11 protein-coding genes and 1 pseudogene are annotated in these 16,243 nt (G+C 63.4%); 5 read left to right on the forward strand and 7 right to left on the reverse strand.

Annotated elements, in window-relative coordinates; genetic code table 11:
* Together L981_RS27015 and purH are read left to right on the forward strand one after the other, a co-directional pair.
* On the forward strand, positions 1 to 409 hold a 409-nt coding region (locus tag L981_RS27015), incomplete at its 5' end, for a heparinase II/III family protein (RefSeq protein ID WP_043623733.1).
* 223 nt (positions 410 to 632) lie between these two features.
* Complete coding sequence (purH, locus tag L981_RS27020; RefSeq protein WP_043623734.1) at positions 633 to 2,243, forward strand: bifunctional phosphoribosylaminoimidazolecarboxamide formyltransferase/IMP cyclohydrolase; 1,611 nt, start codon at positions 633 to 635, stop codon at positions 2,241 to 2,243.
* Between the two features lie 47 nt (positions 2,244 to 2,290).
* Here the strand turns inward: purH and L981_RS27025 are convergent, their stop codons facing one another.
* Complete coding sequence (locus L981_RS27025; RefSeq protein WP_043623735.1) at positions 2,291 to 3,718, reverse strand: MFS transporter; 1,428 nt, start codon at positions 3,716 to 3,718, stop codon at positions 2,291 to 2,293.
* Positions 3,719 to 3,845: 127 nt separating this feature from the next.
* Positions 3,846 to 8,639, reverse strand: a complete 4,794-nt coding sequence (locus L981_RS27030; protein WP_043623738.1) for an NAD-glutamate dehydrogenase — start codon at positions 8,637 to 8,639, stop codon at positions 3,846 to 3,848.
* 285 nt (positions 8,640 to 8,924) lie between these two features.
* Between L981_RS27030 and pdxY the strand changes: the two genes are divergently transcribed.
* A complete protein-coding gene (pdxY, locus tag L981_RS27035; RefSeq protein ID WP_043623740.1) occupies positions 8,925 to 9,806 on the forward strand; it encodes a pyridoxal kinase PdxY in 882 nt (293 codons plus the stop codon).
* A 128-nt stretch (positions 9,807 to 9,934) separates the two neighbouring features.
* On the forward strand, positions 9,935 to 10,588 hold the full coding sequence (locus L981_RS27040) for a carbonic anhydrase (RefSeq protein WP_043623742.1): 654 nt from the start codon (positions 9,935 to 9,937) through the stop codon (positions 10,586 to 10,588).
* A gap of 82 nt (positions 10,589 to 10,670) precedes the next feature.
* Here L981_RS27040 and L981_RS27045 read toward each other — a convergent pair whose 3' ends face one another.
* The 3 genes from L981_RS27045 to L981_RS27055 all read right to left on the reverse strand — a co-directional run bounded on the left by L981_RS27045 (position 10,671) and on the right by L981_RS27055 (position 13,100).
* Positions 10,671 to 11,492, reverse strand: coding sequence for a lytic transglycosylase domain-containing protein (locus L981_RS27045; RefSeq protein WP_043623755.1), 822 nt, complete (start codon positions 11,490 to 11,492; stop codon positions 10,671 to 10,673).
* 193 nt (positions 11,493 to 11,685) lie between these two features.
* The gene (locus L981_RS27050) at positions 11,686 to 12,720 is read right to left on the reverse strand and encodes an aspartate-semialdehyde dehydrogenase (protein WP_034800169.1); all 1,035 of its coding nucleotides are present in this window, start codon (positions 12,718 to 12,720) and stop codon (positions 11,686 to 11,688) included.
* A gap of 113 nt (positions 12,721 to 12,833) precedes the next feature.
* On the reverse strand, positions 12,834 to 13,100 hold the full coding sequence (locus L981_RS27055) for a hypothetical protein (protein ID WP_043623745.1): 267 nt from the start codon (positions 13,098 to 13,100) through the stop codon (positions 12,834 to 12,836).
* Positions 13,101 to 13,217: 117 nt separating this feature from the next.
* Here L981_RS27055 and L981_RS27060 point away from each other — a divergent pair, with 117 nt between their 5' ends.
* Positions 13,218 to 15,107, forward strand: a complete 1,890-nt coding sequence (locus L981_RS27060) for an MFS transporter (RefSeq protein WP_043623748.1) — start codon at positions 13,218 to 13,220, stop codon at positions 15,105 to 15,107.
* Positions 15,108 to 15,207: 100 nt separating this feature from the next.
* On the opposite strand, the gene L981_RS27065 is transcribed toward L981_RS27060, so the two are convergent.
* Together L981_RS27065 and L981_RS34760 are read right to left on the reverse strand one after the other, a co-directional pair.
* Positions 15,208 to 15,897 carry a phosphatase PAP2 family protein gene (locus L981_RS27065; protein WP_043623752.1) on the reverse strand — a complete coding sequence of 230 codons (690 nt, stop codon included), beginning with the start codon at positions 15,895 to 15,897 and terminating at the stop codon, positions 15,208 to 15,210.
* A gap of 227 nt (positions 15,898 to 16,124) precedes the next feature.
* Positions 16,125 to 16,243, reverse strand: a pseudogene (locus L981_RS34760) (3-isopropylmalate dehydrogenase); the annotation flags it as partial.

Consider the following 16,243-nt stretch of genomic DNA (forward strand, 5'->3'; position numbering starts at 1 on the left):
GGGCGGGCTCGAGTCGGTGACGGCAAGCCATGACGGCTACCTTTCCGCCTTCGGCCTCGTTCACGAGCGTGGCATCGGCGTCCTGAACGGCGGCCGCATGATCCGCGGCCGCGACCGGCTGTCGCGCACAGACGGCAGCGACCCTGAGGCAGGCGATACGGGGGTTGCCGTAGCACGATTCCACATTCACCCCGCAGTCGCCATTCGCCAGAACAGCGCGCGCGAGATCTTCCTGACGGCGCCCGACGGCGAGATCTGGCTGTTTGCCTGCCAGGACGGCGAGCTTGCAGTCGAGGAGGATATCTTCTTTGCCGATCCCTCGGGTATCCGGGCCTCGCAGCAGCTGACGGTGACCTTTGCGATCGCGCAGCAGCCGGAGATCCAGTGGACGTTTTCGCGCGCCAACTGAGCCGCCTGTCTTGAGGTCAGGCGCACGCAGGAAAGCGCCTCAGGTTTTCCGGTCACGTTTCAGGAACGGTCGCATTGATGAATTTGGATCGATCCGATCCAAATTCATCGCGATCTTCAGGCCCGGCGAGGTTCCTTCGCCCGGCAAGCTATGCTAACGGGCAGCCATCTCAACCGCCGGAGCTTCCTCCCGGGGCGTCCGGCGCCGCCAAAGGAGCATGGTTGTGGCTGTCGCCTCCAAGAAAATCCCCGCCCCGAACGAGGTTACGGTCCGCACCGCCCTCCTCTCCGTCTCCGACAAGACGGGTGTCGTCGAGCTCGCGCGCGCTCTTAACGAGAAGGGCATCCGGCTCGTTTCGACGGGCGGCACGCACAAGGCGCTCTCCGAGGCCGGCCTGCCGGTGAGCGACGTTTCCGAGCTGACCGGTTTCCCTGAGGTCATGGACGGCCGCGTGAAGACGCTGCATCCGGGCGTTCACGGCGGCCTCCTGGCGATCCGCGACGATGCGGATCACGTTGCCGCCATGTCGACCCACGGCATCACCGCCATCGATCTTGCGATCATCAACCTCTATCCCTTCGAGGAAGTCCGGGCCAAGGGCGGCGACTATCCGACAACCGTCGAAAACATCGATATCGGCGGTCCGGCCATGATCCGCGCTTCGGCCAAGAACCATGCCTATGTGACGATCGTCACCGATCCGGCCGACTATCCGGTGCTGCTCGAAGAGCTTGCTTCCGGCAAGACGACCTATGCCTTCCGCCAGAAGATGGCCGCCAAGGCCTATGCCCGCACCGCGGCTTACGACGCCGCCATTTCCAATTGGTTTGCCGAAGCGCTCGACACGCCGATGCCGCGCCACCGGGTGATCGGCGGCGTCTTGAAGGAAGAGATGCGCTACGGCGAGAACCCGCACCAGAAGGCGGGCTTCTACCTGACCGGCGAGAACCGCCCGGGTGTCGCCACCGCGACGCTGCTGCAGGGCAAGCAGCTCTCCTACAACAACATCAACGACACGGATGCGGCTTTCGAGCTGGTGGCCGAGTTCCTGCCCGAGAAGGCACCGGCTGTCGCCATCATCAAGCACGCCAACCCTTGCGGTGTTGCGACTGCTCCGACGCTTGCCGAAGCCTATCGCCGGGCGCTTGCCTGCGACTCCACCTCGGCCTTCGGCGGCATCATCGCGCTCAACCAGGAGCTCGACGCCGAGACGGCCGAAGAGATCGTCAAGCTCTTCACCGAAGTGATCATCGCGCCTGCTGTCAGCGACGCAGCCAAGGCAGTGATTGCGCGCAAGCCGAACCTGCGCCTGCTTGCGACCGGCGGCCTGCCGGACCCGCGCATCCCGGGCCTTGCCGCCAAGACCGTCTCGGGCGGCCTGCTCGTGCAGACGCGCGACAACGGCATGGTCGAGGACCTCGAACTCAAGGTCGTCACCAAGCGCGCGCCGACGGCGCAGGAGCTTGAAGACATGAAGTTCGCCTTCAAGGTGGCCAAGCACGTGAAGTCGAACGCCATCGTTTACGCCAAGGACGGGCAGACCGCCGGTATCGGCGCCGGCCAGATGAGCCGCGTCGATTCCGCCCGTATTGCCGCGATCAAGGCCGAAGAAGCCGCCAAGGCACTGGGTCTTGCTACACCGCTTACCAAGGGCTCGGCTGTTGCCTCCGAAGCCTTCCTGCCGTTTGCCGATGGTCTGCTCTCGGCGATTGCGGCGGGTGCCACGGCTGTTATCCAGCCCGGTGGCTCCATGCGTGACGAAGAGGTGATTGCGGCTGCGAACGAGCATGGCGTCGCCATGGTCTTCACCGGCATGCGCCACTTCCGCCACTGAGTTCGTTCGGGAAGAGCGCCACGCGCTCTTCCCGGATGCCCGGAAAGTCAGAAGCCGTCGCGTCCCCAGGATGCGGCGGCTTTTTTGCGCCCGTCATCGGCCGGATAGGGCGTGCGCAGAAGGACCAGCAGCCCGACGACCAGAAAGGCGATGAGCGCCATCATGCCGATCCTTGCCGAGCCGGTGGCAAGCGTGATCGTCGCAACGGATGCGGGAGCGAGGAACGAGGTGGCGCGACCGGACAGCGCATAGAGGCCGAAGTAGCGACCGGCCTCGTCGAGGCTGACGCTGCGGGCGAGATAGGAGCGCGACGAGGCTTGAACGGGGCCGAAGGCGACGCCGACGAGCAGGCCGTAGAGAATGTAGGCCTTTTCGGCGGCGGTGCCGAACAGGCCGCCGGTATCTTCCATCGACAGCGGCAGCAGCCCGAAGAGCGTGAAGCCTGGGCCCGTCGAGACGATGCCGATCGTGGCAATCGTCAAGCAGATCAGGCTGGCGGTGACGATCACCTTGGAGCCAAGGTGCGCATCCAGCCAGCTCGCACAGAGGCAGCCGCCGATCGCGACGACGTTGAGAATGATGCCGTAGACGCCGAGTTCCAGGGTCTGCCACGCGAACATTGCGGCCGCGAATGTGCCGCCGAGCGCCAGCAGACCATTGACGCCATCCTGGAAGATCATGCGCGCGATCAGGAAGCGCAGGATCCCGCGCCTTTCGCGAAGCTCGACGAGCGTGCCCTTGAGTTCCCTGAGGCCAGTGACGGTTGCCTTGCCGAGCGACATCGCCGCCTTGGTGGCATCGGGCGTGAACAGGAACATCGGTAGGATAAAGACGAGGTACCAGACAGCGGAGATCGGTCCGGTGATGCGCGCATCCTCCCCCTTTGCCGGATCAAGGCCGAACAGTGGGTCGATGCCAAGGGCCGTCTTGCCGGTCTCAGGACTTCCGGCAAGCAGAGCCACGACGGCGATCAGCACGATCATGCCGCCGAGATAGCCGAGCCCCCAGGCGATGTTGGAAATGCGTCCCACGTCCTTCTCCGGGACCAGCCGGGGCATCATCGAATCGTTGAAGACGATCGAGAACTCGGCCGCGACCGTCGCAAGGATCATGAAGATCGCCGGATAGAGGATCGGCGAGCCGGGGGCCGCGAACCAGAGCATTGCCAGCGATCCGATCTTGATGACGGCGAAGAAGGCGATCCAGGGCTTGCGCGGCCCGGTGGCGTCGGCGATCGAGCCAAGCACCGGCGAAAGAACCGCGATGATGATGCCCGAAACCGTGAGCGTGTAGCCCCACATCGCCTGGCCGACCGCATGGTCCTCCGTCAGCCGCGATACGAAATAGGGGCCGAAGATGAAGGTGGTGATGACGGTGAAGAAGGGCTGTGCCGCCCAGTCGAACAGCATCCAGCCGGCAATGCCCGCACGGGACGTACGTGGCTGGTCTTCAGTCCGCTCGGCCGAAATCTGCAAAGTCCCCTCCCGAAACGACTGCGCCGCGCGTCCCCTCGAACGCGCGGCGCAGCCTATCTTCAATTGAACCGATTCCAAAAGGTCTGGAACCGGATGCGGGCGAAAAAACTGCCCGCATTTTTGTCCGTTACTTCGCCCTGCCGCGTGCCAGGTCGTTGAGGAGACCCGCAGCAACGGTGATCTTGGCAAGCGTCGTTTCACCCTTCTCGGTCAGAAGGCGCAACTGGCCGGTCGCCTGGGCGACGCGAACGCGTTCGCTTTCTTCCCAGGCGGCAACCGGATTGCGCTCCTTCTTCTGCTCGCGCAGGGCCGCCGCGGTGATATCGCGCCGGGCAGCGGCGATATCGGATACGGCGCGAGACAGAGCCATGGCCTCGAACTGCTCCGTTGCCGGAACGCGATCGGACGCCGCCAGCAGGCGGTTGATGCGCAGCGTGTCGGTCACGGCGAAGTAGCCTTGCGCCGTGCGGCTCAGCGTCTCGCCGGTTTCCGCGGCAATCTGCATGATCTCGGGCACCAGCGTCATCAGCGCCAGTTCCGAGATTTCCTCGGCGAGCTTGGCGGGGACGCCGCCCTCGACGAAGGCAGCCGTCTTCAACCGGGCTTCCTCGGCGCTCTCGCCGGAGACTGCAGTGCGCATGGTCGCGCGCAGCTTCTGCAGGCCATCGCCGAGGCGCGATACGGCCTCGGACACCGAGCCAGTCGCCGCATGGGTGCGCAGCGTCCGCTCGGTGACGAGCGTGAAGATGCGGCCCACTTCCTGGTAGAGGATGTTCTGCAGGCTCCCGCTGATCTTGTTGTCGAGCGCGTCGATCTCGTCATAGATCCGCGGCAGATCGAAACCGTCGAGCGCCAGCACCGCCGCCTTGACGACGTCGGCCGAGAGGAAGCCGGTGGCGTCCGTCAGGGTCGAGACGAAGGCCGGGCCACCGCGGTTGATGACCTCGTTGGCGAGGATCGTCGCGATGATTTCCCGGCGCAGGCGGTGGCCGTGGATGTCGCCGGCATAGGCCTTGCGCATCTTGCCCGGGAAGTAACGCTCAAGCGTCGCCGTGAAGTACGGATCGTCGGGCAGCTCGCTCGCAATCAGCTCATCGAAGAGAACGAGCTTGGAGTAGGAGAGCAGCACGCCGATTTCCGGGCGGGTCAAAGGCTTGCCCGCCTGGTAACGCTCGGTCATCGCCTGGTCGGTCGGCAGCGTCTCGACCTTGCGGTTGAGATGGCCGTCGGCCTCGAGGCGAGTCATGAGCCGGCCAAGTGTCGTGCGGTTGCCAAGCCCCTGCATGGCGGTCAGCGAGATCGCCAGCGATTGCTCGTAGTTGTTGCGCAGCACGAGGTGGCCCACTTCCTCGGTCATCGAGGCGAGCAGCGTGTTGCGCTTCGGACGGGTCAGGCGACCGTCGCGCATGGCAGACGCAAGCGCGATCTTGATGTTGACCTCGACGTCGGAGGAGTTGACGCCCGCCGAGTTGTCGATGGCATCCGAGTTGCAGCGGCCGCCGTTGAGGCCGAAGCCGATGCGACCCTTCTGGGTAACGCCGAGGTTGGCGCCCTCGCCGATAACGCGGGCGCGGACCTCTTCGGCCGCCACGCGAATGGCGTCGTTGGCGCGGTCGCCGACTTCGGCGTCCGTTTCGTTGCTGCCGCGCACATAGGTGCCGATGCCGCCGAACCAGAGCAGGTCGACCTGGCTCTTCAGGATCGCGTTCATGATCTCGAAGGGCGTTGCCTTCTGCTTGTCGAGGCCGATGGCGGCCATCGCCTCAGGCGTCAGCGTCACCGACTTCTCGGCACGCGAGATGATCATCGCGCCGTCCGAAAGCGTCTTGCGGTCATAGTCCTGCCAGCTCGAACGCGGCAGGTCGAACATGCGCTTACGCTCGGCAAAGGAGGCATCGATATCCGGCGACGGATCGATGAAGATGTCGCGGTGATCGAAGGCGGCGATCAGGCGGATCTTTTCGGAGAGCAGCATGCCGTTGCCGAAGACGTCGCCCGACATGTCGCCGACGCCGGCAACGGTGAAGGGCGTCGTCTGGATATCGATGTCCATCTCGCGGAAGTGTCGCTTGACGGTTTCCCAGGCGCCGCGGGCGGTGATGCCCATCTTCTTGTGGTCGTAACCGGCCGAACCGCCCGATGCGAAGGCGTCGTCGAGCCAGAAGCCTGCTTCCTGCGCCAGGCCGTTGGCCGTGTCGGAGAAGGTCGCGGTGCCCTTGTCGGCGGCAACGACGAAGTAGGGATCGTCGCCGTCATGGCGCTGCGTGTCGGCCGGCGGCACGACGTCCTGGCCGACGATATTGTCGGTGACCGACAGAAGCGTGCGGATGAAGGTCTTGTAGGCTTCGGTACCGGCCTTGAAGACCTCGTCGCGGGTGCCGCCCACCGGAAGCAGCTTCGGATAGAAGCCGCCCTTGGCGCCAACGGGCACGATAACGGCGTTCTTCACCTGCTGCGCCTTGACGAGGCCGAGCACTTCCGTGCGGTAGTCCTGGGCGCGGTCCGACCAGCGAAGGCCGCCGCGGGCGACCTTGCCGAAGCGCAGGTGCACGCCCTCGACCTCGGTGCCGTAGACGAAGATTTCGCGGAACGGATGCGGTTCCGGCAGGCCGTCGAGCTGCTTCGGGTCCAGCTTGAAGGCGAGGACCGCGCGCGGCTTGCCGTCGGCGTCATGCTGAAAGTAGTTGGTCCGGAGCGTTGCTTCGATCGCGTTGACGTAGCGGCGCAGAATCCGGTCCTCGTCGAGGCTCGGAACGGCCGAGAGCGCGTCTTCGATCGCCGACAGCAGCGCGTTGCACTTTTTGGCGCGCGGCTTTTCCTCGAGCTTCGGATCCATGCGGGTCACGAACAGCTTGAAGATGTCGGCGGCGATCGCCGGATACTTGTTCAGCGTGTCGGCGATATAGCCCTGCGAGTAGGTGATACCCGCCTGGCGCAAATAGCGGGCATAGGCGCGCAACACCGTCACCTCACGGGCATTGAGGCCCGCAAGCAGGACCAGCCGGTTGAAGTTGTCGTCCTCGGTCGTGCCGTTCCAGGCGGCGAGGAACGCTTCTTCGAGCGCCGGTCCGGACTTTTCAAGGTTCAGCGCGTGGCCGTCGCGGTGGATGAGCTCCATGTCGTGCAGCACGACCTTGCGCTTCTCTTCGCCGTGGGCGTTGACGCCGATGTCGTAGGTCTGTTCGCTGATCACCCGGAAGCCGAGGTTTTCAAGCAAGGGCACGCGACGCGACAGCGACACGGGTTCGCTGGCGTGGAAGATCTTGAGCTCGGCGGTATCGGCCCGCGAAACGGTGCGGGGATAGTGATAGAACTCGATCCGGATCGGATCCGGCCCCTTGCAGGCGGCGATATCTGCGAGATCCGCATAGGCTTCAGCCGGTGTGAAGAACGACTGGTAGGCATTGTCGACATCGAGTTCGATACCGTCCTTGCGGGCAAGCAGGTCAAACCGGTCGATCCAGCGGGTGACGATGCCGCGAACGGCCTCTTCGAGCTTGGCCTGCGGAATGCGCGGCGTCTTGCCGGCGGAGCGGCCGATGATGAAGTGGACGCGGGCGAGACCGCCTTCCGGGAAGGCCGGGTAATAGGCGGAGACGCGGCCGTCATAGACCGTCTTCAGATAGTCGCCGATCTTTTCGCGAACATCCGAATCGTACTGCTCGCGCGGCACGAAGACGATGACCGACACGAAGCGGTCGAAATGGTCGATGCGCGGCAGCACGCGGATGCGCGGCCGATCGCCGAGTTCGTTGATCTGTTCGCAGAAGGCGGCCAGCAGGCCGACATCGATCTGGAACAGGTCGTCGCGCGGATAGGATTCCAGCGTGTTGGCCAGCATCTTGCCGGAATGGCTTTGCGGATCGTAGCCGAAGTGATCGACAATCTTTTCGATCTTGTGGCGCAGGAGCGGAATTTCAGCTGCCTGGCGGGTGTAGGCCGAGGAGGTGAACAGGCCGACGATGCGCAACTCGCCAGCGACGTTGCCGTCGGCGTCGAAGCGCTTGACGCCGATATAGTCCATGTAGGCGCGGCGATGCACGACCGACTTGACGTTGGCCTTGGTGACGATCAGGAAATCCGGGCCATCGAGGAAGGCGAGAATTTCAGGCGTGGTCAGCACCGCGTCCTTGCCCTGGCGCAGAACGCGCACATCCGGGTTGGATAGGATGCCAAGGCCCCTGCCCTTGCCGCGTTCGACGGCTGCCTTCTCGCCCTTGCCCGAATAGGTGTATTCGCGCATGCCGAGGAAGGTGAAGTTGTTGTCTCGCAGCCAGCGAAGGAAGGCGAGCGCCTCGTCGCGGTCGCTCTTCTTGCGCGTCGCGTTGTAGGTTTCGAGTTCCGACATGGCCTGATCGAGCAAGGTCGTCATCGCCGGCCAGTCGTGCACGGTCTGGTGGACCTGCTCCAGCACGTCGCGGATGCGGTTGCTGAGCTGCTCCGCCTCGACGGGCGCAAGCTTGGTCAGGTGGATCTGGATATGGCTGACGCGGTGCGACGGATCGCTTTCCTCTTCCGGATCGAAGAGCTTTGCCGGCTTGCCCGGTTCCTTGACCAGGATGGGATGGATCGCGAGGTGAATGTCACGGTGGGTGCTGGTGATTTCCCCCATGACCGAGTCATAGAGGAACGGCATGTTGCGTTCGGTTACGGCGATGACCGATACCTCGGTACCACCCGGCGCGATGCCGGCGACGGCTTCGACCGAAACCTGCGGCTTGCCGCCATCCCAGCGGGCGAGTTCACGAGCCGCATGGGCTGCGGTCAGCGCCAGCATGTCCGCCGAATAGAGATCGAGGTCATCGTTGCTGGCCCCACCGAAGAGGATCTCCGGCGCCAGCGCCTCGACGCCCAGTTTGATGGCGGCCGCCTTCGCTGCGTCGATGTGTCTGTCCCGCTTCGGATTGTATTTCACGCCCATGAAGTCTCTCCCATTCATGATAGGCCAAACCCTATCAGAACCATGGCTAATGGCGACCGCTTTTTACGCTGATTTCGGCAAAATCGAGCCCAAAATCGGAGAATTTCACGTGAAAACAGCTTAAATCCATTTAAATCGAAGGTAATTTCGCGAAAATTGCTCGAAAATCGAAGAAAAAGCACGAAAACGCCAGAGGCTTCTCCGGAGCCTATCTGCCATCGGCTGTTGACAGGGCGGTGACAGTCGGGTGAACAGAGTTTCGAGATCGTAGGATTGGACTGGTCGATGCCCGAAATGCCTTCCCTGCCCGGCGCCGTCATCGTCATCTCGAGCCATGTCGTGCGCGGCAAGGTGGGCAACAGGGCCGTGGTCTTCGCGCTGGAGACCCTGGGGCATCCGGTCTGGGCCCTGCCGACCGTCATCCTCCCCTGGCATCCGGGCCATGGCCGCTCGACGCGGATCGCCATTTCCGATCAGGATTTCGGGGCGGTGGTCGATGACCTCATTGCAGCACCCTGGGCCGGAGAGGTGCGCGCCGTGCTTTCGGGCTATCTCGGCTCGGCCGGACAGGCGGAAGCCGTGGCGCGGCTGGTGACGGCGCTGAAGGAGCGCAATCCCAAGCTGATCTATGCCTGCGACCCCGTGGTTGGCGATGCCGGTGGTCTCTATGTGCCGGAAGCGACGGCGGTTGCCATTCGCGACCGCCTGCTGCCGCTTGCAAATCTTGCGACTCCGAACCGCTACGAGCTTGCCTGGCTTGCTGGCGCGACGCTGGAGACGAACACGGCGATCCTCGACGCGGCGCTTGGCCTCGGTCCGGCCCGCGTGCTGGTGACGTCCGCCGTGCCGATGATGAGCGGCGGGACCGGCAATCTTTTTCTCTCGGGCAACCACGCGCTGCTTGCCGAACATCGCCTGGTCGAAAACCCGCCGAACGGCACGGGCGACCTGTTGGCGGCGGTGTTTCTCGCTCGGATCCTTGAAGGACTTTCAGAGGAACGCGCCTTGCAGATGGCGACGGCGAGCGTATTTGAGATCATCGCGCGGAGCGTCAAGCGCGGCGCAGATGAATTGACCATCGAGCAGGACGCGTCGAGCCTCTCGACGCCCATGGCGATGGTGCAGATGCGCCGGCTGGTTCATCCGAATCAGATGCGGCGCAAGTGAAGAAGCTGTTCACGGACCGCCACCCTATGGCATCGTGGATTGAATTTTAGATCGCGATCATTTTCATCACGGAGGTGCGGGTGGGCGAAAGCCGGCCATGCCGCCTTGAAGCACGAGCGGAGCAATCGATGGACAAGCAGCAGCAGCGTTTTCCGGACTATCTTCTGAACGGCTACCACAATTTCATGAACGGTCGCTTCAGCGAGCAGCAGAAACGCTACAAGGCGCTGGCGGAAACCGGGCAAAAGCCGAAGACAATGGTCATAGCCTGTTGCGACTCGCGCGCTGCGCCGGAAACGATCTTCGACAGCGGCCCCGGCGAACTCTTCGTCGTGCGCAACGTCGCCAATCTCATGCCGCCCTACGAGCCCGATGGGCATTACCACTCGACGTCGGCGGCGCTGGAGTTCGCCGTCCAGTCGCTGCGCGTCAGCGACATCGTCGTCATGGGCCACGGCCGCTGCGGTGGTATCAAGGCGGCACTCGATCCCGATGCCGAGCCGCTGTCGCCGGGCGATTTCATCGGACGCTGGATGCATCTTCTGAAGCCCTCGGCCGAGCAGATCCAGAGCAACGACGTGATGACCCAGGCGGAGCGCCAGCGCGCGCTCGAGCGGGTTTCGATCCGCAACTCGCTTGCCAATCTGCGCACGTTCCCCTGCGTCCAGATCCTCGAGGCCAAGGGCAAGCTCCACCTGCATGGCGCGTGGTTCGACATCTCGACCGGCGAACTCTGGGTGATGGACCCGGTCACCGGTGACTTCTCCCGCCCGGGAATGTAATCGCTCAGCAAAAAGGCCCGGCTCTTTCGAACCGGGCCTTTTGTCTGGTTGGAACGGCTGATCGTTCCGAAAGACGCAAATCCTAGAGACCGTCGATCTCGGCGCCGATGATGGCGATCGCCTGCTGGTAGACGGTTGCCGCATTCCAGCCCTGGATCGCGGCGAAGTTCGCCTGACCCTGCTGATAGCCGGCGCCCGGCTGCCAGCCATGGCCGCGCAGGAAGTTGGCGGTGGACGCCAGCGCGTCGGCCTTGGAGCGAACCATGTCGACATGGCCGTTGCCGTCGCCATCGACGCCGTATTTCAGGACGTTGGCGGGCAGGAACTGGGTCTGGCCGATTTCGCCGTGGGCCGCGCCCCGCGCATCCGGGCTCAGGTCGCCGCGCTGCACGAGCTGCAGGGCCGCGTAAAGCTGGTTGGTGAAGTAGTCCGAGCGACGGCAGTCATAGGCGAGCGTCGAAACGGCCGAGAGCGTGTGCTCCTTGCCCATGAAGCCGCCGAAACCGGTTTCCATGCCCCAGATGGCGATCAGCGGGCCGGCCGGTACGCCGTAGCGCCGCTCGATGCTGGCAAAGAGGGCAGCGTTCTGCTGCTTCATCTTCTTGCCGCGGGAAATGATCACCTGGCCGCCACGCTTCTGCATGAACTGGTCCAGCGACAGCTTGAAGCTCTTCTGGCCGCGGTCGGCGCGGATCGTCGCCTTGTTGTAGGAGACGCCGGAGAGTGCACGGTCGAGCACCTGCGGGCTGATGCCGCTGCCGGAAGCCTGTTGCTTGAAGTTCTGCACCCAGGCTTCAAAGCCGCTTCCGTCATTGCCGCATTGGGCGGCAGATGCCACCGCCGGAAAAACTGCAGTCGAAATCAGGGCGACAAGCCCCACTGCTGCGCACTTCGCCCTGTGCATGAAATACCCCGTCATAGCCCGAATCTCGTTGCTCTTAAAAATGCCAGCCTTCGCCGGCCGTGTCACCTCCCGCAAGCGGCAGGTAACTTTATCGTGGTTTCACGTGAATCCGGGAAGGATCGGCCCCTCGTGAAACAGGAAACCCGCCAGGCCCGAAAGAGCCTGGCGGGAGTGAATGGTTCTAGTGCCGTTTTCAGGCAGCCTGCTTACGCGGCTTGATCAGGCCACGGTTGACCAGGAGCTCGGCAATCTGGATGGCGTTGAGAGCAGCGCCCTTGCGCAGGTTGTCGGAGACGACCCACAGGTTGAGGCCGTTTTCGACGGTCGCGTCCTCGCGGATGCGCGAGATGTAGGTGGCATCTTCGCCGGCGCATTCGTAAGGGGTGACGTAGCCGCCGTTCTCGTGCTTGTCGACGACCAGGCAACCCGGCGCTTCGCGCAGGATGTCGCGCGCTTCGTCGGCGGTGATCTCATTTTCGAACTCGATGTTGACCGATTCCGAGTGGCCGATGAAGACGGGCACGCGCACGGCGGTGCAGGTCACCTTGATCTTCGGGTCGAGCATCTTCTTGGTTTCGGCCAGAACCTTCCACTCTTCCTTCGTGTAGCCGTCTTCCATGAACACGTCGATGTGCGGGATGACGTTGAAGGCGATGCGCTTGGTGAACTTCTTCGATTCGATCGGATCGGCAACGAAGACAGCGCGGGTCTGGTTGAAGAGTTCGTCCATGCCGTCCTTGCCGGCGCCGGAAACCGACTGGTAGGTCGAGACGACGACGCGCTTGATCTTGGCGTGGTCGTGCAGCGGCTTCAGCGCGACGACGAGCTGGGCGGTCGAGCAATTCGGGTTGGCGATGATGTTCTTCTTGGTGAACTGCGCGATCGCGTCCGGGTTCACTTCCGGCACGATCAGCGGCACTTCGGCGTCGTAGCGCCAGGCCGAGGAGTTGTCGATGACGACGCAGCCCTGCTGGCCGATCTTCGGCGAGTACTTCAGCGATACGGCACCGCCGGCCGACATCAGGCAGATATCGGTGTCGGAGAAGTCGTAGTTTTCGAGGTTCTTGACCTTGAGGGTCTTGTCGCCAAAGGAAACTTCCGTGCCCTGGGAGCGGGCCGAAGCAAGGGCGACCACTTCATCCGCGGGAAAGCCGCGTTCGGAAAGAATGTTCAGCATCTCCCGGCCGACATTGCCGGTGGCGCCTGCGACTGCAATCTTGAAACCCATGATCTAAGCTCTCTTTTCTGTCTCTCCTCGTCGGGTGAGGGGGAAACCGCGCGACCTGCCGCGAGGGTTCCTGTCCCCGGCCAAACCGGGGAGAGAGCGGAGGGCCAGAGACGTCAGACGGTTTTCGTCGTCGTTTTGGCCGTTGTTTTGCAAGCGAACGAAAAATCGACATCCTGCCCCGCGGCAAGAGCCGGCAGGATCAAAGCAGCGATGGCTGGACCGATCGGTCGCATGGTGGTGATTTCCTCGTTCGTCGCTGCTCTTACGCGGTTTTGGGGAAGAGTCAAGACGTAGCCGCGCGCCAGCACGCTCTCCGGTCCGGCCGCGATTGATCGCCGCATTAGACGAAAGTCATAAGCCGAAAGCATCTCTGCCTGCATCGGTTGTTTTCTGCCATCCTCTTCACCAGGCGCACCACGTCCGGCCATTCTCGGGAGGAATGCCGGACCTGCCAATGGGCGCTCCAACAGGCTGTTTTGGAGTGGAGGATAAACAAAATGGCAAATGTCGCGACAGCGGACGACGCAAAAACGCGTCCGATGACCGGCGAGGAGAAGAAGGTCATCTTCGCCTCGTCGCTCGGTACCGTCTTCGAATGGTACGATTTCTATCTCTACGGTTCGCTCGCCGTTTACATCGGCGCGACCTTCTTCAGTTCCTACCCGGAAACGACGCGTAACATCTTCGCGCTTCTGGCCTTTGCCGCCGGCTTCCTGGTTCGCCCGTTCGGCGCCCTGGTCTTCGGTCGCCTCGGTGACCTCGTCGGCCGCAAATACACCTTCCTCGTCACGATCCTGATCATGGGTCTGTCGACCTTCCTGGTCGGCATCCTGCCCGGCGCTGCCTCGATCGGCATTGCCGCGCCGATCCTGCTCATCGTGCTGCGCATGCTGCAGGGCCTGGCGCTCGGCGGCGAATATGGCGGTGCTGCAACCTACGTGGCCGAACACGCGCCGAACGGACGCCGTGGCTACTTCACCTCCTGGATCCAGACCACGGCAACGCTCGGTCTGTTCCTGTCGCTGGTGGTGATCCTGCTCGTGCAGTTCGCGCTCGGCAAGGAAGCCTTCGCCGCCTGGGGCTGGCGCATTCCGTTCCTGCTGTCCTGCGTTCTGCTCGGCATTTCCGTCTGGATCCGCCTGAAGATGAACGAATCGCCCGCCTTCAAGAAGATGAAGGAAGAGGGCAAGACCTCGAAGGCACCGCTGCGCGAAGCTTTCGGCCAGTGGAAAAATGCCAAGATCGCCCTGCTCGCGCTGTTCGGCGCCGTCGTCGGCCAGGCCGTCGTCTGGTATTCCGGCCAGTTCTACGCGCTGTTCTTCCTGACCGGCGTTCTGAAGGTGGACGCGCAGTCGGCCAACATCATGGTTGCCGCTTCGCTCATCCTCGGCACGGGCTTCTTCGTGCTCTTCGGCTGGCTCTCCGACAAGATCGGCCGCAAGCCGATCATCATGGCCGGCCTTCTGCTCGCCATGCTTACCTACTTCCCGCTGTTCAAGGCACTGACCTGGGCCGGTAACCCTGCACTCGCCCAAGCCCAGGCAACCGTTCGCGCAACGGTGACCGCGGCTCCCGGCGACTGCAAATTCCAGTTCAACCCGACGGGCACGGCGAAGTTCACGACCTCGTGCGACATTGCAACCGCGTTCCTTACCAAGAACTCCGTTCCCTATGACGTCGTCACGACGGCAGCAGCGGGCACGGCAGCGACGGTCAAGGTCGGCGACACCACGATCAACAGCTACGACGCCGTTGCTGCTGGCGATGGTGCCAAGGCTGCCAACGCCGCCTTCGAAAAGCAGACCAACATGGCGCTCCACAATGCCGGCTATCCGCTGGTTCGTGGTGCGGCAAAGGTTCCGGACGCCAAGCTTGACGGCTTCGTCACCGCCAACCCGGAACTGTCGCTCGATGCAGCCGCAGTGCGCGGCGGCGAAAAGACCATGGTTCCGGCCGAAAAGCTCATCGCCGACAAGCTGCTGACCAAGGATGAAGTGGGCGCTGCCACCGAAATGGCCGTCTACACGGTCGCTGGCGGCGGCACCTACGCGATGGTCGCGGACCCGGCCAGCGTCAACTGGACGACGATCATCGCGGTGCTCACCGTGCTCGTCATCTACGTGACGATGGTCTACGGCCCGATCGCCGCCCTGCTGGTCGAACTCTTCCCGACCCGCATCCGCTACACCGGCATGTCGCTGCCCTACCACATCGGCAACGGCTGGTTCGGTGGCCTGCTTCCGGCTACGGCCTTCGCGATGAGTGCTGCCCAGGGCGACATCTACTACGGCCTCTGGTACCCGATCGTCTTTGCAGGCATCACGCTGGTCATCGGCCTCCTGTTCCTGCCGGAAACGAAGGATCGCGACATCCACGCGATGGATTAAGCCCGGCGCTCCCGGAGAGAACACATCCCGGGAGCACCTCAATTCTTCCCCGAGCTATTATGGCTCTCCTGACTCCGGCGCGGTCTTCCGCGCCGGCTTTTTATTGAGTCGGTTCGCTGCGTCCGGCAAGCGGCCACCCACCCGGGCCGAGATGAAACAGGCGGCCGTATTTTGCGAAGGCAAATGCCATCATCACCGATGTCCATAGGCCGAGCAGCAGCCCGGCGGCGACGTCGCTCGGATAGTGCGCGCCGACGATGACGCGGGAAACACCGATCGTCAGCGCCAGGACCAGAAACAGCGGCCTCAGTCTCGGCAGCAGCATGGCGAAGACGCCGAAAAACGCACCGGCCGCGGTCGAGTGCCCGGACGGAAAGCTCTCATAGAGATCACTGGTGGCGAACGGCGTCAGGCTGTAGGCGCCGAGTTCGGCAAAGAGTTCCGGTCGTGCCCGGCCGATCAGGACCTTCAGCGTGTGCACGAGGGCGCTGGCCGTGCCGATCGTCAGCAGGAAATAGGCGGCGAGATCGCGGGCGGCGCGCGCCTTGTTCTGAAGCGGCCCCTGGCCTGCCGCCCGTCGCAGCACGAAGGCTCCCGCGAGCAGGGCGCCGGAAAGATAGATCATCCAGCCAAAGGTACCGAAATCGGTGATCCGTTCATTGAAGGTGACGATGCTGTCCGGCAGGCCCTGAGCGCGCTGCGACAGAAACGGATCGAGCGGGATGAGCGCGAACACGAGGACGGCAGTCGTCAGCACGATCCATCCGGTGGCCGCAAGTGGTCGGTTCATGGTTTTCCCGTCCTGCCGGCCAGATCGCGCGGCAATTGTCTGTTCCTGTCGGGGCTTGGTGCAGGGCGCTTGCTGCGCCGGGCGGCCCGGGCTGTCTTCCCCGATGTGTCGGTTCTTTTGGCAAATTCAAGGCCGTAAACGCAAAACACCTCCGGATGCGCTCCGGAGGTGTTTGTTTTCGTAGGCCCGTTGGCGTCAGTGTGACGCTGTTTGGGATCGGTCGTCGTTTAGGCCGAGAGCGCCTTGAACTCGGCGAGAATGGCGTCGCCCATCTCCGTGGTACCGACCTTCTTCGCGCCTTCGGCCATGATGTCGCCGGTGCGGATGCCCTGGTCGAGCACGTTGG

The sequence above is a fragment of the Ensifer sp. ZNC0028 genome (genome assembly GCF_000799055.1).
In the GTDB taxonomy this organism is placed as follows: domain Bacteria; phylum Pseudomonadota; class Alphaproteobacteria; order Rhizobiales; family Rhizobiaceae; genus Ensifer.

Coding starts and splice junctions, on each gene's coding strand:
- L981_RS27030 (WP_043623738.1), bottom strand. CDS start 8,639: ATGGGCGTGAAATACAATCCGAAGCGGGACAGACACATCGACGCAGCG.
- pdxY (WP_043623740.1), top strand. CDS start 8,925: ATGCCCGAAATGCCTTCCCTGCCCGGCGCCGTCATCGTCATCTCGAGC.
- L981_RS27040 (WP_043623742.1), top strand. CDS start 9,935: ATGGACAAGCAGCAGCAGCGTTTTCCGGACTATCTTCTGAACGGCTAC.
- L981_RS27045 (WP_043623755.1), bottom strand. CDS start 11,492: ATGCACAGGGCGAAGTGCGCAGCAGTGGGGCTTGTCGCCCTGATTTCG.
- L981_RS27050 (WP_034800169.1), bottom strand. CDS start 12,720: ATGGGTTTCAAGATTGCAGTCGCAGGCGCCACCGGCAATGTCGGCCGG.
- L981_RS27055 (WP_043623745.1), bottom strand. CDS start 13,100: ATGCAGGCAGAGATGCTTTCGGCTTATGACTTTCGTCTAATGCGGCGA.
- L981_RS27060 (WP_043623748.1), top strand. CDS start 13,218: ATGGCAAATGTCGCGACAGCGGACGACGCAAAAACGCGTCCGATGACC.
- L981_RS27065 (WP_043623752.1), bottom strand. CDS start 15,897: ATGAACCGACCACTTGCGGCCACCGGATGGATCGTGCTGACGACTGCC.